19 protein-coding genes and 1 tRNA gene are annotated in these 17,661 nt (G+C 66.6%); 15 read left to right on the top strand and 5 right to left on the bottom strand.

Translation table 11 applies throughout. From position 1 onward, the window contains the following. Positions 1-51 precede the first annotated feature (51 nt). On the bottom strand, positions 52-1,212 hold the full coding sequence (locus H7F38_RS24375) for a glycosyltransferase family 2 protein (protein ID WP_222618303.1): 1,161 nt from the start codon (positions 1,210-1,212) through the stop codon (positions 52-54). A gap of 427 nt (positions 1,213-1,639) precedes the next feature. Here H7F38_RS24375 and H7F38_RS24370 point away from each other — a divergent pair, with 427 nt between their 5' ends. From H7F38_RS24370 to H7F38_RS24355, 4 genes are all read left to right on the top strand, one after another. After that, complete coding sequence (locus H7F38_RS24370; RefSeq protein ID WP_187092157.1) at positions 1,640-2,089, top strand: hypothetical protein; 450 nt, start codon at positions 1,640-1,642, stop codon at positions 2,087-2,089. A 108-nt stretch (positions 2,090-2,197) separates the two neighbouring features. Continuing rightward, entirely contained in the window at positions 2,198-2,926 is a 729-nt protein-coding gene (locus H7F38_RS24365) for a LacI family DNA-binding transcriptional regulator (RefSeq protein WP_187092156.1), read from the top strand. 345 nt (positions 2,927-3,271) lie between these two features. Then, positions 3,272-4,057, top strand: coding sequence for a hypothetical protein (locus tag H7F38_RS24360; RefSeq protein WP_187092155.1), 786 nt, complete (start codon positions 3,272-3,274; stop codon positions 4,055-4,057). A gap of 81 nt (positions 4,058-4,138) precedes the next feature. Continuing rightward, a complete protein-coding gene (locus H7F38_RS24355) occupies positions 4,139-4,756 on the top strand; it encodes a TetR/AcrR family transcriptional regulator (protein ID WP_187092154.1) in 618 nt (205 codons plus the stop codon). Positions 4,757-4,819: 63 nt separating this feature from the next. On the opposite strand, the gene H7F38_RS24350 is transcribed toward H7F38_RS24355, so the two are convergent. Then, positions 4,820-5,341 (bottom strand): glycoside hydrolase family 26 protein, encoded by a 522-nt coding sequence (locus H7F38_RS24350; RefSeq protein WP_187092153.1) that lies wholly within the window; start codon positions 5,339-5,341, stop codon positions 4,820-4,822. Positions 5,342-5,344: 3 nt separating this feature from the next. Between H7F38_RS24350 and H7F38_RS24345 the strand changes: the two genes are divergently transcribed. After that, the gene (locus H7F38_RS24345) at positions 5,345-5,944 is read left to right on the top strand and encodes a 2-oxo acid dehydrogenase subunit E2 (RefSeq protein ID WP_187092152.1); all 600 of its coding nucleotides are present in this window, start codon (positions 5,345-5,347) and stop codon (positions 5,942-5,944) included. A gap of 237 nt (positions 5,945-6,181) precedes the next feature. Here the strand turns inward: H7F38_RS24345 and H7F38_RS24340 are convergent, their stop codons facing one another. Then, on the bottom strand, positions 6,182-7,324 hold the full coding sequence (locus H7F38_RS24340) for a CaiB/BaiF CoA-transferase family protein (protein ID WP_187092151.1): 1,143 nt from the start codon (positions 7,322-7,324) through the stop codon (positions 6,182-6,184). Continuing rightward, positions 7,321-8,103, bottom strand: a complete 783-nt coding sequence (locus tag H7F38_RS24335) for an enoyl-CoA hydratase/isomerase family protein (protein WP_187092150.1) — start codon at positions 8,101-8,103, stop codon at positions 7,321-7,323. Before H7F38_RS24335 ends, H7F38_RS24340 begins: the two co-directional genes overlap by 4 nt. A gap of 52 nt (positions 8,104-8,155) precedes the next feature. Here H7F38_RS24335 and H7F38_RS24330 point away from each other — a divergent pair, with 52 nt between their 5' ends. The 9 genes from H7F38_RS24330 to H7F38_RS24290 all read left to right on the top strand — a co-directional run bounded on the left by H7F38_RS24330 (position 8,156) and on the right by H7F38_RS24290 (position 16,720). Next, positions 8,156-9,151, top strand: a complete 996-nt coding sequence (locus H7F38_RS24330) for a cyclase family protein (protein WP_187092149.1) — start codon at positions 8,156-8,158, stop codon at positions 9,149-9,151. A gap of 72 nt (positions 9,152-9,223) precedes the next feature. Then, positions 9,224-9,898, top strand: coding sequence for a GntR family transcriptional regulator (locus H7F38_RS24325; RefSeq protein ID WP_187092148.1), 675 nt, complete (start codon positions 9,224-9,226; stop codon positions 9,896-9,898). Positions 9,899-10,013: 115 nt separating this feature from the next. Further along, positions 10,014-11,060, top strand: coding sequence for an amidohydrolase family protein (locus H7F38_RS24320; RefSeq protein ID WP_187092147.1), 1,047 nt, complete (start codon positions 10,014-10,016; stop codon positions 11,058-11,060). Next, on the top strand, positions 11,060-12,145 hold the full coding sequence (locus H7F38_RS24315) for a fumarylacetoacetate hydrolase family protein (protein ID WP_187092146.1): 1,086 nt from the start codon (positions 11,060-11,062) through the stop codon (positions 12,143-12,145). Before H7F38_RS24320 ends, H7F38_RS24315 begins: the two co-directional genes overlap by 1 nt. A 420-nt stretch (positions 12,146-12,565) precedes the next feature. Next, on the top strand, positions 12,566-13,525 hold the full coding sequence (locus tag H7F38_RS24310) for a VOC family protein (protein ID WP_187092145.1): 960 nt from the start codon (positions 12,566-12,568) through the stop codon (positions 13,523-13,525). Positions 13,526-13,568: 43 nt separating this feature from the next. After that, entirely contained in the window at positions 13,569-13,763 is a 195-nt protein-coding gene (locus H7F38_RS24305; RefSeq protein WP_187092144.1) for a ferredoxin, read from the top strand. Beyond that, a complete protein-coding gene (locus tag H7F38_RS24300; RefSeq protein WP_187092143.1) occupies positions 13,760-14,950 on the top strand; it encodes an NAD(P)/FAD-dependent oxidoreductase in 1,191 nt (396 codons plus the stop codon). Before H7F38_RS24305 ends, H7F38_RS24300 begins: the two co-directional genes overlap by 4 nt. Continuing rightward, positions 14,947-16,140, top strand: a complete 1,194-nt coding sequence (locus H7F38_RS24295; protein ID WP_187092142.1) for a cytochrome P450 — start codon at positions 14,947-14,949, stop codon at positions 16,138-16,140. Before H7F38_RS24300 ends, H7F38_RS24295 begins: the two co-directional genes overlap by 4 nt. Before the next feature lie 7 nt (positions 16,141-16,147). Then, positions 16,148-16,720, top strand: a complete 573-nt coding sequence (locus tag H7F38_RS24290) for an antibiotic biosynthesis monooxygenase (protein WP_187092141.1) — start codon at positions 16,148-16,150, stop codon at positions 16,718-16,720. A gap of 394 nt (positions 16,721-17,114) precedes the next feature. Here H7F38_RS24290 and H7F38_RS24285 read toward each other — a convergent pair. Beyond that, positions 17,115-17,187: transfer RNA gene (locus tag H7F38_RS24285), tRNA-Arg, on the bottom strand. A gap of 227 nt (positions 17,188-17,414) precedes the next feature. On the opposite strand from H7F38_RS24285, the gene H7F38_RS24280 reads away from it, so the two are divergent. Continuing rightward, entirely contained in the window at positions 17,415-17,594 is a 180-nt protein-coding gene (locus H7F38_RS24280; RefSeq protein ID WP_187092140.1) for a hypothetical protein, read from the top strand. The last annotated feature ends 67 nt before the right edge of the window (positions 17,595-17,661 follow it).

Below are 17,661 nucleotides of genomic sequence, written 5' to 3'. Positions count from 1 at the left end.
CGGGCCGGCCGGGGGTGACCCGGGCGATGATCGTCCGCCGTACTGCGGCAATCAACGTGGGGCGCGCGCGCGTTGGGTGACCAGGGGGACCGCGCCGCCGTCCAGGCCGACGCCGTAGGACTCGTCCAGGGGGACGTACTCGTTGATCCGGCCGAAGCGCATCTTCTTCGTGTGTTCGAGGGTGTCCTCGATCAACATGCGGTTCGTGCGGATGAGGTCGGCGGTGATGCCGATGATCACCGACAGGAAGGCCACGATCAGCGAGACGGCACCGACCAGGATCGACTGCAGGTGCCCGCCACGGTCGCCGGCCAGGAGCAGGATGCCGTAGCGCGCGAAGAAGAACGCCCCGACCAGGCCGAAGATCGCGGCGAAGAACGAGAAGATCGCATACGGCTTGTACATGATGTAGGAACGGATGATCGCGCCGGCCGACTTCATCATGTGCTCGCGCATCGATCCGAACAGTCGTGACTCCCGGGTCTTCGGGTTGGTGACGATCGGGATGCTGACGATCTTGAGCTTCTTGTTGCCCGCCTGGATGATGGTCTCCATGCAGTAGGAGAAGCGGGTGATCGTGTTGAGCAACATCAGGCTGTCCCGCGAGTAGGCCCGGAACCCGCTGGCCGCATCGGGGAGCTTCGTGCCGGCGGCCCGGTTGACCACACCGCTGCCGAACTTCTGCAGGGCCTTCTTCGTCCGGGAGAAATGTTCGACGAGATGCACCTGACGGTCGGCGATGACGATCTCTGCCTCACCGCGCAGGATGGGCTGGACGAGATCGCCGATGCGTTCCTGCGGGTACTGGTTGTCGCCGTCGGTGTTGACCACGATGTCGGCACCCAGCTCCAGCGCACGCTGGACACCGTCGTGGAACGACCGGCCGAGACCGCGGTTGCGCGCGTGACGGACGAAGTGGGTCACCCCGTGTGACTTGGCCACCTCCACGGTCCGATCGGTGGAGCCGTCGTCGATGATCAGCACCAGGATCTCGGCCACGCCATCGATCTGCCGGGGGATGCTCGACAGGACGAGGCCGATGGTTTCCTCTTCGTTCAGACACGGCACCTGCACGACGAGCCGGACGCCCGGAGCCGGCCGGCGCGGAGACGTCTCCGTCGACGCCGGGGTGGACGGCCGGTGCTCCGGGCCTCCGTTGGAGACGACGGAACCGTTCATCGGCGGGGTGGGTTCGGAATGAGCGGCACTCATACAGGACTCCTGCTCTTGTCGTGTCGAACATGCGGTGTGTGCCGCGGGTGGTGCAGGCCCGGGCCGGTGGTGCAACGCACCGCTCGTGGCTGTCATTGCCGTCGTCGCTGTCGTGGCTGTGGTGGATCGGATGCGCACCGCTCTGTCCCATCCGGTGACGATTCTGCCGTATCCGGACGCGGGAGGGCGACGGCGGCGGAGTTCGGCACGTCCATCAGGCCGGCGCCCGCGGGCACAGGGTCGCCTCGAGACCTCTCGCCGACCGTGCGCGTGCGGTCCGCGACATGCCGGAAAGTAACGGTGCGGGCATGACGGTCGCCCGGACGAGGCACGCGCCGCCTCTCATTGCTCGCTGTTGACGGAGAGCAACATTAGAGGCCCAAATGTTAACTCTGGGCGATCTGCCCAGTTCGGCGATACTTGAACCATGCGCATTTCACTCCTCAAGCCCCTCGTGATCCTGGCGCTGGCAGTCGGTTTGACGTCCACCATCGCCGGCACCGCGGCCGCTGTCACGCCGGGGCCGGCCGCCAGGACGACCTCGGCCCGGACCGCACAGGTCCAGCCCGCTCGCATCAGCACCGCCCGGCTGAGGTTCGGCGTCACCACGCCCAACGGTCTGGGCGGCGCCGCCGAACTGGACGCCCTCGCCAAGACGGTCGGCGAGAGCCCGTCGATGGTGCTGGACTACAGCGATTTCGTGCAGGCAGCGCCCATCGCGGGCCTGGATGCGATGAGCAAGCGGGGCCAGTCGGTCGTCATCACCTGGGAACCGTGGAAGTGGGGCGCCACCGACCAGTCGCCGTACGCGCTGCGCAACATCATCGCCGGGCGTCTCGACTCCCATCTGAACTCCTGGGCGACGGCGCTGCAGTAGCAGCTTGTCGACGCGGGCGACCCCACGCAGGTAGAAATGCGGAATCGTCTGCTTGCTCGTGGACAGCCGCGCAGCATCATCCGGCGTTGACGGGACAGAGCCCGGTCGGTGTACCCCACCGGGGTGGGCGGGGCCGATCCGATCACCGGCTGGAGAGGTTCGGATGGGCCCCCGTCCGTCGGCGCAGAGAACTGCGCGCCGGCCATCGCCGCCATTGCCGCGATCGCCGTCTCGGGCGTTCCGACGGTACTGGTCAACCGTCGGACGGCCCGCACCGCGTTGCCGTTCGTCGGCGCGGACGACCAGCGCGGCGCACGTCTGTGCGTCGAGCACCTGGTGCGCTCGGGACACCGCGACATCGTGCACCTGGCCGGCCCGTCCGACACGTCGACCGGCCGGGCCCGGGTCAGCGCTTTCCGGTCGGCCCTGCGCGAGTACGAGGTACCGCCCCGACGCTCCGCCGTGATCGAATGCTCTGGCTATTCCGAGGAGGCCGGTATCGGTGGCGCGCAACGGCTGCTCGACGCGCGCAGATCTTTCACCGCCATCGTTGCAGCCAACGACCTGCTCGCCCTCGGGGCGATGGATCTCCTGGCGACGGTCGGACTGCGCTGTCCTGCGGACTACTCGATCACCGGCTTCAACGACCTCCCGTTCATGCGCAAGCTGAGCCCTCCGCTGACCACCGTGCACGTGCCCCTCACCGACATGGGCGCAGCGGCAGCCCGGACGCTTCTGGCGTGGATCGGCACGCCGGATGCCGTTCCTGCCACGCCGGCCATGATTCCGGTCGAGCTGGTGGTCCGCGGTACCACCGGGCCGGCCACTTCACCGTAGGACTTCGCGCCGCCCGTTCTGGGGCACGCCTGGGGCGATGGTCGAACGCTTCATCACGAGCAGCAGGGACATCCCGGCCGTCCTCGAGGGCCAGCCGTCCCGCGAGCCACCGAAATTGCCGACCCCTCCGCAACCCGCAACGGCCAGCGGCGTCCATCACAACAAAGGTCCCGGCCGGATCTGCTCGAGGTGCATCAACACAGCATCCGATACGTCATCGGAGTTCCATCGGATACGACGGTTCCACCGTCCCGACGACCGTTGCGCTGCCACACTCATTTTCTGCCCCTGCCATCGATGACACCTTGATGACCCGTCTCCAACCCTTCAGCCCAGGAGCGATTGATGAACCGCACAGACCGCATGATACGTACGTTCGGTGGCCTCACCATCGGGGTCCTGACCATTCTCGCTCTGGCCGCCTGCGGCACGACCGTGGCGGGCCAGCAGTCGCTCGGCACCGCTTCCGGCGGTGCATCCGCCTCGTTGAGCGCACTTGGCTCGACGCCGGTCAGTGGGGCCGCCGCGGGTGAGACCCTGGGCAGCGCAACTGCTTCCGTTGCCCTGAGCACGATGATTCCCGCCGCGGCGAATTCGACAACGGAGACATCGACCACCCAGACGTCGACCACGCCGACCTCGAGCACGGCGACTGCCGATGGCGTGACCACCACCCGTCGTTCGCAATCAGGCGGGGGATCCGGCGGTGGCTCAGGATCGAGCGGCGGATCAGGGGGCGGCGGATCAGGCAGCTCGTCGAATCCACGTTTCGTGTCGGCGTCGGCCGGATGCGTCCTGAGCTCTGATGACGGCACCTATCACCTGATCGTCTCCTGGGAACTGGCCAATGCCACCGGTCTCGCTCTCTCGGTGGACAACCCGGGATTGGTGGGCTCCTACGGGACCTACACCTGGCACGGCTCCCAGGATCTCTCCGAACTCGGTTGCTACCAGGGGGATCGCACCCAGGACATCGAACTCTATTCGGTCGGTGGCACCGGTCCGCGTGCGAAGAAGAGCTTTCACATCCACGAGGACCACCAGCGGATCACGCCACCGCCATTTGCCAGTGGTGCAATGCCCACCCATATCCCCCCGGCCGTTTCGGCCCCGGTGACCTCAGGACCCTGAGCCACACCCGCCAGGCAGTAATCGTCATCATTCTGCAAGTTTCGTCACGCGGGCGTCAGCCATCAGTGCAAAATGAACACCATGGTGGACAGCAGCGGGGTGGTGTCGGCACTGGAATCCCGTCGTCAGCACCGAACCGACGCCCTGGTCAACCAGGAGAGGTTACTGGCTGCGGCGACCAGCGCCGTCCTGCGTGAGGGTGTCCGGGTTCCGATGGCGACCATCGCCGCCGATGCCGGGATCGGAATCGGCACCCTCTACCGCTCCTACCCGGCTCGCGAGGCACTGCTGGATGCGATCAGCCGCCGGTCGTTCAACCTGGTGCTGGACAACGCCAGAACAGCCGAATCCACCGGCATGTCCGGTGTCGACAGCGTCACCCGGTTCTTCGACGGTGCGATCGCAAGACACGGCGAGCTGGCCCTCCCCCTGCACGGCGGGCCGGCCATCACCACGGCCGAGACCTTCGCGCTCCGCGGGCAGGTCCACGACACGCTGGGGCGGATCGTGGCTCGCGGCCACGATGACGGCACCATTCGGACCGACGCCGACACCGTCGACATCGTCATGTTCGCTGCGATGCTGGCCCAGCCACTGGGGACCGATCCGGACTGGGCCACCACCGCCCACCGACTGAAGGTCATCTACGTCGCCGGCCTGGCCCCGCACCGCTCGACCGGTGACCGGGTGACCGGGTGACCGGTGACCGGTGACCGGTGACCGGTGACCGGTGACCGGTGACCGGGTGACCGGTGATCGGTACTACCGCCGGCGAGCGGCCAAGGCCGCATTGAAAGCGGCCGACGAGGCGCTGGAACTGTCGATGCGCCAGTCGGTTTCCTTGTTCTGGTCGAACCAGAAGAAGCCCGTGACGTCCGATTGTGCAGCCAGGTAGGGCACCAGGCTGGAGATCCAGTTGTTCTTGGCGCCGCCTGCTTCGGCCGACGCGGTCTCCCCGATGACGATGGGCTTGTGCGGCGCGAGCGCCCGCAGCTGGGACAGTCCGCCGGCGAACAGGGTGTCGGGTTCGATCCAGGTCGTCCCGGACTGGCTGGTGCCGAAGTTGTAGCCGTCCAGCGCCACCGTGTCGACGTACGCTGCGCCCGGGTAGAGGCCGGCGAGCGCACGCGAACCCTGGTACGGAACGTTCGGGCTCCACATCCACGAGACGTTCGTCGCCCTGGCCCTGACGAACAGGTCGTGGACGTGACGCCAGGCCTGCACGTACTGCCCGGCCGTGTTTCCGTTGACGCCCTCGTCCCACGGATACCAGTCGCCGTTCATCTCGTGCGCGAACCGCAGGGTGACGGGCTTGCCCCACTTCTAGACCTTCGCGCCCAGATCAATCAGGACGTTTCGGGACGTGTCTCGGTCAACGATTTCGTCATCAAGGCGGTGGCTCGGGCGCACATGCTGGTACCGGTGCTGAACGTGAGCTACCACGACGAGACGATCAGGCATTACACCGATGTCGACGTTGCGGTGGCGATTGCCGCTCCCACCGGGTTGCTCACTCCGGTGGTCCGTGCCGCAGACGCCCGCTCGATCCGCGAGATCGGAGCGACGGTCAGGCAGTTCGTCGGTCAGGCCGCCTCCGGTCAATTGCGTCAGCACCAGTTGGAAGGGGGCAGCATCACCGTGAGCAACCTCGGAATTTACGGCGTCCAGGAATTCGCCGCGATCATCAATCCGCCGCAGGCCTCCATCCTGGCGGTCGGGGCGATCCGTCCGGAGGTCACCGTTCGCAAAGGGAAGGTGCGACCCGCGAACATGATGCATCTGACCCTGTCCGTCGATCACCGGGCCGTCGACGGGGCCCAGGCGGCGGAATGGATGGCAGCACTGTTGGCGCTGCTCGAGCATCCCCTGCGCCTCGTGGTTGGTTGAGACCTGCTCGGCGACGGGGTGGCAGGCGACACGGAATGGGTTACCGTCTGACCTCCAGCGATACTGTGGCGGGGTCCTGACGGTGCGTCCAGAACCCCTTGCAGATGGTGTGAAAACGTGTGGCAGGCTTGCAGTCTGCAGAGAGTCGGCACCGGAGGGAAACCAGCAGGTTTTACGTCGAGCGCATCGGCGGTTGAGCCAGGAGGCCCCGAAATCGTCTCAACGGCGAGCACCGACCTACAGCGCGCCGCCACTCGGCGGGGGTGCCAGTCGGTAGGCGACCGGTGTGACAGACAGCCCGATGGGGCTGCTGACCGTCTGTTGCCCCTCCAGCGGGTGGGTGGGGGACAGTCCGAGGGATTCGGCCAGTGCGAAGGCCCCGGCGATGTCGTTGACAGGTCCGGCTGGGACACCTGCTGCACTCAACGCTTCCGCCCAGGAAAGCCGTCCGCGCTCGGCGAGCCTTCCACTCAGCTCCCTGCGAAGTGCGGCGCGGTTGCCGACCCGGGAAGTGTTGGTCAGGAATCGTGGATCGGAGACCAATTCGGCTGCACCCAGTACGGAGCAGAGCGCGGCGAACTGCCGGTCGTTGCCGACGGCGACGGCGAGCTGACCGTCGGCGGTCGGCAGCGTTTCATACGGTGCGATGGATGGGTGCTCGTTCCCGCGCCGTTGCGCGATCACCCCGCCTGCGACGTAGGCCGAGGACTGGTTGACCAACCCGGCCAGGAGTGCGCTGAGCAGGTTGACCTCGACCTTCTGCCCCTGGCCGGTCTGCTCGCGGTGCCTGACGGCGGCGAGGATGCCGACCGTCGCATAGAGGCCGGCCATCACGTCGACGACTGCCACCCCCACTTTCTGGGGCTCGCCCAGGGGGTCCCCGGTGATGCTCATCAACCCGCCGACGGCCTGCACGATGAGGTCGTAGCCAGGCAGATCTGCGCCAAGGCCGGATCCGAAAGCACTGATGGAGCAATAGATCAGGTCGGGCCGATGGGCGCGGAGTTCTTCGTAGCCGAGGCCCAGGCGGCTCATCACGCCCGGACGGAAGTTCTCCACGACGATGCCGGCTTCCACCGCGATCCCCTGTGCGCGGGCACGTCCCTCCGCCGAACGGAGATCGATGGTCTCCCTTGTCTTGTTGCGATTGACGCTGAGGAAATAGGTTGCCCTGCCGACATTGTCGTACGGCGGACCCCAGGAGCGGGTGTCGTCCCCGCCGTCGGGTCGTTCGATCTTGATCACCTCGGCGCCCAGATCGGCCAGGACCATGGTGGCAAGTGGCCCGGCGAGGATGCGGGAGAAGTCGGCGATCATCAGTCCGGAAAGTGCTGCTGGGGTAGGGGTGGATGGGAACCCGGTGCCGGCTGGTGAGTTCATCGGTTCAGGAACACCGGGGTTCGCTTCTCGAGGACCGCCCGGTAGGACTCGACGGAGTCGTGTGTGCTCCGGATGACGCCCATGTGGGAGGACACCAGGTCCAGGCTGGTGCGGAAGTCGATCCGCTGCGACTGGATGGTGGCTCGCTTGATCATTCGCATCGCGATCTGCGGTCCCGCAGCCAACCTGGCCGCCAGGGCATAGGTGGCGTCCATCAGGTCTTGCGGCTGGTGCACGCTGTTGATCATGCCGAGGTGTTCGGCGCGTTCGGCGGTGATGGTGTCGCCGGTCAGCAGCAGTTCCATGGCGCGGGGCAGTCCGATCAGGCGTGGCAGCAGCCAGCAACCGCCGTCACCGGGCACGAGTCCGACCTTGACGTACGTCATGGCCATCTTGGCGGTGGTGGACGCCAGACGCAGGTCGCACATCAGCGCCATGTCCAGGCCGGCACCGACGGCGGGCCCGTTGATGGCCGCGATCACCGGCTTGTCGACCGATTCCAGGGCCAGCGGCACGCGGTGGATGTGTTCGGTGAGGGTCAATTTGTGTTGCAGGGGAGTCTGTTCCTGGTCGTCCAGCCACGACAGGTCGATCCCCGAGCAGAAGCCGTCGCCCGTTCCGGTGACCACGATGACGTGGACCGAATCGTCCCGCTGGGCCTGGATCAGGCGGTCGGCCCACTCATCGACCATCGGAAGGGTGAACGCGTTGCGCCTGTGCGGTCGATTGAGTCGGATGGTGGCGATGTGCTCGCTGACGTCGTATTCGAGATCCGGCACGGGGGAGTCCTTCCAGCTGTGTCACCGTTGACAGGTGTGTTACAAAAGCATAATGCATAATCCGACCTACGACTGCGGGTTCGACCAGATCGCCGCGCGGAGCAGCACCCGGCATCGGGTCAGTTCGAGTCCGTTCGGTGAGCAGGACGAGATCGGCATGCTGAATCTGATGACCGATCGGTCCCGGGCAGATGCGCTGGCGGCGGCCGACGCCGGCACCGTCTTCGACCTGTCGGTCGACTATCACGTCGGTATGCCTTCCTGGGCAGGTCTGGGTGATCCCACCTACCAGATCTGGATGTCGCACACCCCGCCTGGCAGCGTCAACGAGAATGTGCTGGGTCTGGGGGAGCAGCACAACCAGCTGGTGACGTACTCGGGCGACTGCATCTCGATGTACACGCATACCGGTACCCACCTGGACGCGCTCAATCACTTCGGCCTGAACGGCGCAGTGTGGAACCGTTTTACGGCGGGCAGGGATCTGGGCAGCAGGACCTGGCTGAAGAACGGCGCCGAGAAGCAGCCGCCGGTCATCGCACGCGGGATCCTGTTGGATGTCGCAGCGGCAGCCGGCGTGGACGTCCTACCGGATTCGCACCGCATCACCGCGGCCGAGATCCAATCGGTGCTGGACTCGCAGAGTACGCAGGTGCGCATCGGTGACGTCGTGCTGATCCGGACCGGCCGGATGTTGCGCTGGCACCAGGGCGGCGCTGCGTACCTGGCGAACGAACCGGGCCTGGACCGCGAGGCTGCGGTCCTGCTGGCCGAGGCCGGGGCGATGATCGTGGGCGCGGACAACGTGGCGCTGGAGGTGATGCCGACGGTGGACCCGGAGAATTGGCACCCGGTGCACACCTACCTGCTCGGCGAGTGCGGGGTGCCCATCATGGAGAACGCGTATCTGGAAGAACTGGCGCGGGCGAAGCTCTGGGAATTCGTGTTCGTGGGTGCCGGCCTGCGTCTGCGCGGCGCGACGGCCGCGCCGATGAGGCCACTGGCCTTTCCCATCCGGCCCGGCGCGCTCGGGACGCCCGCCGCCTGACCTAGGCTCAACGGACCGACAGATGCCGGACAGGACCCGCAGCGGCCGCCGAACGTGCGGGAAAGGATGACGATGGCAGACGTACCTGCGCTTCAGATGACGGTCGCCGCCAGAGTGGCCGATCAATTGCGCGCCGAGATCCGTCAGGGCGCCCTGGACGCTGGAATGCCGTTGCGGCAGAACGAGATCGCCTCCCGCCTCGGCGTCAGCAGCACGCCGGTGCGCGAGGCGTTCCAGATCCTGGAGCGCATGGGCCTGGTGGTGAGGGAGGGGCGCCGCGGTGTGCGGGTGTTCCGCCCCTCGATGCAGGATCTGGTGAACGGGTACGAGGTGCGCGGGGCACTGGAGTCGATGGCGGCCCGGATGGCTGCGCTCCGGCTGTCCGAGCCGGAACTGGCCGCTATCGCCGACACCATGAGGGTGATGCACGCGCCTCGGGTGTCGCAGAAGACGTTCCTGCAGTTGAACGCCCAGTTCCACGCGCAGATCGGGACCGCTTCGGGCAATGCGCGACTCGCCGAACTCATCGTCGCCGAACAGTCCTCCACCACCTCATTCGTCGCATTCCTGGGCGTGGACGCCAGCAGCGCCCGCGAGGCGCACGGGGAGCACGCCGCCATCGTGGCGGCCATCGCGGCCAGGGACGCCGACGCGGCCGGCGAGGCCATGCTGGCGCACCTGGCCACCCGGGTCTCGGCCCTGCAGGCGCGCCTGGGCGCGCGTGGCCGCGCGCACGTCCGGAAGTAACGCTCCGCCCGTTCAAGAATGAGTTTCGATGGCGGCTCGACACCCTCTTGCCATTGCGGCGCATTATGCATAATGTCAGTAGGGTCTCCTCCGCTTCCGATCCGACGGGTTGTCCATGATCGATGTCTTCAGCCACTTCGTGCCACCGGCCGTGCTGGCCCGCTTCCTGGAGCTGAAGCCAGGACTTCCGGCACTGTCCGCCTTCGGCGGGTTGCCGGAGCTGTGGGACATCGACGCCAGACTCCGATCGTTGGCCCCGTTTCCCGGTGTGCAGCAGATCCTGAACTTCGGGAATCCACCGGTGGAGACCTTCGGAACGCCGGTAGTGGCGGCCGAATTGGCCAGGCTCGCCAACGAGGAGATGGCGAAACTGTGCGCCAGGTATCCGGACCGTTTCCCGGCGTTCACGGCCGTGCTGCCGATGTCGGACCTCGAACTGGCCATGGCCGAACTCGAGTATGCGCATGCCGAGCTCGGAGCGCGTGGCATCCAGATCTACACCAATGTGCTGGGAGCTCCGGTCAGCGGGCCGCTCTACCGCCCGATCTTCCAGCAGATGGCGCAGCGCGACCTGCCGGTGCTGGTCCATCCGTTTCGCACCGCGGCGGTGGCCGATTACGCGACCGAATTGGATTCACCGGACGAGGTGTGGTTCACCTTCGGCTGGCCCTACGAGACCAGTGCCTTCGCGGCGCGGATGGTCTACTCCGGAATTTTCAACGAGCTCCCGGACATCAAGATCGTCCTGCACCATTTCGGCGGGATGATCCCCTCGTTCGGTGCGCGCATCGAGTTGGGTTTCCAGCAGATCTTCACCGGTCCCGGCGGCCCGAATCCGGTGGCCGTACGGGCCGGGATCACCACCCCGGTCGTCGAGCACTATCGGCGCTTCTACGCCGACACCGCACTCAACGGCTCCAAGTCCGCAGTCCGCGCCGGATACGACTTCTTCGGACCCGACCGATCCGTCTTCGGAACCGATGCGCCGTTCTGCCAGGACGGAGGCCCGACGTTCGTGGCCGAGACGCTCGCTGCGATCGATGCTCTCGACCTGCCGGCTGCCGACCGGCAGCAGGTTCTGGAAGGCAATGCCCGCAGTCTGTTCCGCCTGCCGATTGCCGAGACCGCCGGACAACCCACCGAGATCCTCAGGAGCGCTTGATGACCACCACCGACCGGCAGAGCCGGCCACTGTCGATGGGGGAGCACCCGCTGAGCGGGTTCGCCCTGGCCACCGTGGCGGCACAGGGACCGGGTGTCCCGGGTGATCGGGGACGGCCCGCGCTGGTCGTCGGCGGCGAACTCGTCGACCTCCGCTCGGCGGCCGAGTCCGCGGGTGTGGCGCCGGCTCCGGACGAACCGCGTTACGGGATGATGGATCTGCTCGAGGACTGGGATCGGTCGCTCGACAAGCTCTGCCTCGTGGCCGCATTCATCGAGCAGGTCGGCCTGGACGACGAGCGACTGCGGGTCCTGCGCTCCGGGGTCCGGCTGCTGCCACCGATCACCCGGCCGTCGAAGATGGTGTACGCCGCGCAGAACTACGCCGATCACGTCAAGGAGATGCGTGACGCGCAGAGATTCGGTTTCAACCCGGGGGAGGTGGCGCAGTCCAGGGAATTCAACGGGTTGCGTGAGGGCACCCACCCCTACGTCTTCCTGAAAGCGCCCAGTTCGCTGACCGGGCCGTACGACGACATCGAGATACCACCCGAGGTCACCGAGATGGACTGGGAGGTCGAGCTGGCCGTCGTCATCGGTCGACGCGCGACGCGGGTCTCGTCAGCTGATGCACTGCACCACGTGGCCGGATACATGAGCACCAACGACTTCTCCGCTCGGAACCTGCTGTTCCGACCCGACCGGGAGCGCCTGCGTTCGGATTGGTTCGGCGGCAAGAGCCACGACGGCTTCGCGCCGATGGGACCCGTTCTCGTGCCCGCCATGTTCGTGCCGGACCATCTGGACCTGCGGCTGCGGTTGACCGTCAACGGCCAGACCCGGCAGGACGGCAACACCTCCAACCTCATCTTCACCCCGGAGGAGCAGATCGAGTTCGCCTCCCGCATGACCACACTCATTCCCGGTGACATCCTGGCCACCGGCACACCGGGCGGGGTCGGTCAGGGCACCAACAGTTTTCTCTCACCTGGCGATGTGGTGGAAGCCGAGGTGCAGGGTCTGGGTGTGATCCGCAATCAGATCGTCCGGTCGTCGCTCAGCTCGGTTCGGGGGGCCGTCGCGTGAGGCTTCCCGAGTCCCGCCGGGGTCCCTACCCGCTCCAGCGCGCGGCTCACGTGGACCGGCGGACGATGCGGATGTTGCAGCCGGTCGGGGTGGATGACGCGCAGAAGCCCGGACTGTGCCCCAGCGTTGGCGCGCCTGGATGCGGGGATGTTCGGTGGCTCGGGTTGACTGGATATCAATTATGCATAATGCTCAAGGGGGTTCGGATGGCGAGGTGGCCCTGGCGTGCAGTCGAAGCAGGTGGACAGCGAGATGTCCGAACCCAGCTGAGAGTTCATCGGCCGCCCGGTTTCCCTCCGAGACCCACACGGATCCCTGTCGTCGGCCGAGGCCGCCCTCGCAGACGGCAGAATGATGGCCGACCAGGTGAAGTCGTCACGGCCACCAATGCCGGCACAGTGCAGACGACAAGATGAGGACATGAAGAGCTCCGCTGATTTCCACCCCTCGGCCCGCACGCTTCCGGACACCGCGGTCACTCACGTCCGTTACGTCGCCGAAGCCGTCCCCGACCTGCGCGCGTCGGTGGACTTCTACGGCGGCATCTGGGGTCTGACGGAGGTCGACCGGGACGGCGACGTGGTGTTCTTCGCTGCGCAGGGCAGTACGGAGCCCTACGTGCTGCGCCTTCGGGCTGCGGAGGAGAAGCACCTGGATCTCATTTCCTTCGGGGTGCGGGATGCCGCGAGCATCGACTCGATCGCCGAGACCCTGCTGGCCGCGGGGGTCCGGGTCGACCGACTGCCGCAGCGGCTGACGACACCCGATGGTGGCTACGGCCTCCGGCTCTTCGACCCGGACGGGCGCCTCGTGGAACTGTCCACCGATCTGTCACCACGCGCTGCGCGGGAACTGGAGCCGGGCGAGTCGATCCCGCGCAAGGTCAGCCACGCTGTCATCAACAGCGCCGACATCCATTCCCTGGTGGCGTTCTACGAGGGAATGCTCGGGTTCCAGGTGATCGACTGGCTCGGCGATTTCATGGCGTTCCTCCGGGTGGGTGTCGACCATCATGTGCTGGCCATCACGGCGGCACCGCATTCCTCGTTCAACCACATCGCCTACGACATGCGGGGGCTGGACGAGTACATGCGGGGCACCGGGCGGATGATGCGTCACGGAGTCACGCCGGTCTGGGGCCCCGGCCGTCACGGGCCGGGAAACAACACGTTCTCGTATTTCGTCGATCCGAATGGCAATGTCGCGGAATACACCTCGGAATTGCAGCAGCTCGTGCCCGGCGATCCCTACTGCGGCGCGGTGTGGACGCCATCGGCGCAGGACAACGACCAATGGGGCACCGGCGGTCTGATCGAGGAGTTCCTGCCGTACGGCATCAATCAACCCGATCGGCTGCTGTGGACACCCTCACCAGTCTGAGATCCAGATCGATGGTCGGCAACAATTGGGAAATGAGAAATCCATGAAGATCACCGTTGACCGCGGCCGGTGCGAGGGCCACGGCGTGTGCGAGGAGATAGCCCCGGAGATCTACCGGCTCGACGACGACGGCGAACTGGAGATCCTGCACGACGAGATTCCGGCGGCGTTGGCTGCGAAGGCCAGATCCGGTGCGCGGCTGTGTCCGGTCGCCGCCCTGTCCGTGGTCGAGCCGTGAACCTGGGACCACGTTCCAAGGTCTTGGTGGTGGGTGGGTCGGCGGCCGGGATCAGTGCCGCCGACACCCTCCGCGTGGAGGGTGTCACCGGCGAAATCACGGTGGTGGGCACCGAACAGCACCTCGCCTACGCCAGACCACCACTGTCCAAGGCCATGCTCGTCGGTACGGAAACACCGGAATCCATTGCACTGCTGGCTCTTGACGCTGACATCTCGGTCCGCCGGGGCACCACCGCGGTGGCCCTCGACCTCGCCGCCGGTCTGTTGTCCGTCGACTCCGACGGTGCACGGGAATCCCTGCCGTTCGACGGAATCGTCCTGGCCACCGGATCCCGGGCGCGCCGGTTGGCCGAACGAGGGCAGCGGGGCGAACATGTCCTCCGCACCCTGGACGACGCACACCGGTTGGCGTCCTCGTTCTCCTGCGCGAAGACGGTGGCCATTCTCGGCGGCGGTTTCCTGGGTATGGAGCTGGCCTCCAGCGCACGAGCCCTCGGGCTCGACGTCACCGTCGTCGACATCTCGCCGCCACTGCTGCGTCAACTCGGTCCCGATCTGGCCGACCTGATCGTCGGCCGGGCCCGCGAGGCGGGTGTTCGATTCCTGATCAGCCCGGCCGGGGCCGAGCTGACCGGGGATCGCGAAATCGGCGGCATCGGCCTGGCAGACGGTCGTCTGGTCGAGGCGGATGTGGTGATCACCGCGGTGGGGGATGTACCGAACGTGGAGTGGCTGGCCGGATCCGGTCTTCCGGCCGACGGGCCGCTGGAAGTGGGAGCCGGTGGCTTCTGCCGTCCCGGAGTGGTCGCAGCCGGTGACATCACGGGCACCAGGGACCTTGCCACCGGGCGGCTCCGGCGGACCCCCCACTGGCACAGCGCGATCAGTCAGGGTCGTTCGGCGGCCAGAACTCTGCTCCACGGCGCCCCGCAGACGCAGGAGTTCGAGACCGCCTATTTCTGGACCGAGGGATTCGGGCTGGACATCAAGATCACCGGTGAGATCCCATCCGGTATTGCCCCCCTGGTGATCGAAGGATCGTTGCCCGACCGGTGCGCGGTGCTGCAGTGGATCGTCGACGGCCAACCCCGGGCGGCGGCGTCCATCAACCACCGCCTGTCACTGGTCAGGCTCAAACGGCTGGCACGAATTGATCCCGCTCGCACATCCGAGGTGACCGCATGACCACCACCATTCCCAGTTCCGATCTCGACCTCTACTGCGACGAACTGATCCGGGAGCCGTACGAGGCCTACCGAGAACTCCGCGGGATCGGGCCGGTGGTCTGGTTGGAAGCTTCCCATGCCTGGGCTCTGACCCGATATGCAGAGGTGAAGGCCGCCACCGAGAACTGGCAGATTTTCTCCTCCGCCGAGGGGGTCAGTCTCACGCCGTTCACCAACGAGACCCTTCGCGGCACCATCTTGGCCAGTGACCCGCCCCTGCACGATCACCTGCGCAGCGTGGTGGGGGAGCGGTTGACCCCCCGTTCGCTTCGACCCATGCGCGCGCAGATCCAGAGCATCGCCGAGGATCTCGTCACAACGCTGTTGCGGCGTGGTTCCTTCGACGCCGTCACCGACCTGGCCAGAGTGCTTCCGATGGGCATCGTACCGGCGTTCGTCGGCTGGCCCGATGACGTCCACGACAAGCTATTACCCTGGGCCGCCGCAGCTTTCGACACCATGGAACCCCCGAACGAGCGTTGCAAGGCATCCATGGGCGGCCGTCGTTCGATGTTCGAGTACGCCGTCGGCCTGACCGAATCCCGCAATGTGGTGCCCGGCAGTCTCGGTGCCGGGGTGCTGGATGCCCTCGACCGTGGCGACGTGGAGCCGGCCCAGTGCCCGGCCCTGCTGCTGGACTACCTGGCACCGGCGCTCGACACCACGATCAGCGCGGTCGGCAGTGCGGTCTGGCTGTTCGGGCGGTACCCCGAGCAATGGGACCGGATACGTCAGGACCTCACCATCATCCCCAACGCGTTCAACGAAGTCCTGCGGATGGAATCCCCCGCGCGGGCGTTCTCACGTGTCACCACCGAGCCGGTCACCATCGCCGGAACGACCATCCCGGCCGGCCAGCGTGTGCTGCTGCTGTGGGCCTCGGCAAACCGTGACGAGAGGATGTTCGAACGCCCGGAAGAATTCGATGTCACGAGGCTCAACGCCAACGCGCACGTGGCCTTCGGTTTCGGGGTGCACGGTTGCGCCGGACAAGGCCTCGCCCGACTGGAGGGCCACGCCATTCTCGGCGCACTGGCCACCAGGGTGGCCAGGTTCGACATCGGCACGCCCACCATGGCCATGAACAACGTCATCCGGGCGCTGGCTGCACTTCCCGTCACGCTGATCCCCGCACCGGTGTCCGGATGAGCACCGCGTGAACCGTCCTCTCGGTCCCGGGGACGACCGACCCGAGCCCGTCGCCATCGTCGTCGGTCGTGCGGCCAGACCCGGCCGCGAAACAGAGTTCGAGAACTGGGGTCGACGGTTCCTGTCGACTGCGTCCGCGTTCCCGGGGCATCTGGCCGGGAGCGCGATCAAACAGGATGGTCGAGCCGAATACTTGTTCATCCACCATTTCGTCGATCAGGAACACCTGGACCGGTGGATGGATTCACCGGAGCGGGCGACCCTGCTCGCCGAGGAGGTGGACGTCGCAGGTAGTCCGCACCGGACCCAGAACGCAGCCGGCCTGGAAACCTGGTTCCGGCTACCGGGTGAGGACACGCCGGCCTCACGGCCTGCCGCCTGGAAGATGTGGCTGCTCACCGTCATCGTGATCTATCTGCTGGTGCTCGGGTATGTCGAGTGGGCGGCGCGCCTGTTCTACTCCTGGCCCCTGCTGCTCTCCAATCTGGTGTTGCCGGTGGTGTTGACCACGTTGCTCAGCTACGTGATTCTGCCGCTGCTGACACGAGTTTTCCGCCGCTGGCTGTTCGCGGGCAACTGATCCGTCGGCCGTCAGGACCGTCGCGGGTACCAGAGGATGTCGGTGCTTCCCTCGACGCAGGCAAGGCGGACTCTCCATCGCGTCACGCGGCAGGACACCTGCTCGCCGGCGATGTCGTCAGCTGCCGATCCCCCGGCCGCCACCCGCGGCGTCCGCTCTTCCTCGCGTAGATCGAATCGTGAGCCTCCCGGTCGTCGCGCCCACCGGACGGGCCACCAGCAGGGCCGAGACCGTACCAACCGTGTTCGGGTCAATGCGTTGACTCGGCATGGACCCACGGCAGCGCCGTGAACGGCCCACATCAACTGTGCGACTGAAAGACATGCACAAGGCGTGCCGTTCGTCTGCCCATGACGTCAGTTCAGAGCGCAGAGCACTCTGAACTGGAAAGAAGTGCCCCTAGCAGGATTCGAACCTGCGACACATGGTTTAGGAAACCAATGCTCTATCCCCTGAGCTATAGAGGCCGATCCGGGGCATCGCTGCCCGGGTCGTCGCCCGACGGTCCAGCTGGTCGATCCTAGGATCTGCAGCCTTCTCATCGAGCCCGTTCAGGGTAACGGTCCGCGCCGCGCCTGGAAAACCGTACCAATGAGCCCGGCCGCCGCCGGTCCCGCGGACGGGGCGTTTGGGCCGATGGCGCGCGGGTACCGCTTGTGAGAGGTCACCGCAGCCCGATACGGAGGACATGATCATGGCGGAGCAGAACGTCCCAGTCGAGAGCGACCAGAGCGACGAGCCGACCGATCACGGGGATGACCGGGAGCCGGCGGCACCGGAGGTCAGCAGCCCGAAGCTCGACCATCTGCAGCAGACCATCGACGACGCGAAAGACGCGGCCAAGTCGGCGTTGAGTGATCAGCCTGACGTCTGACCGCAATTCGTCGTCGCCCCACCGGGGTCGGCCCGGTATCGTGGCTGGTGGGAGGGCAGCGGGTGCT

The sequence above is a fragment of the Nakamurella sp. PAMC28650 genome (genome assembly GCF_014303395.1).
In the GTDB taxonomy this organism is placed as follows: Bacteria; Actinomycetota; Actinomycetes; order Mycobacteriales; family Nakamurellaceae; genus Nakamurella.
This window is presented reverse-complemented; position numbering and strand designations above follow the sequence as displayed.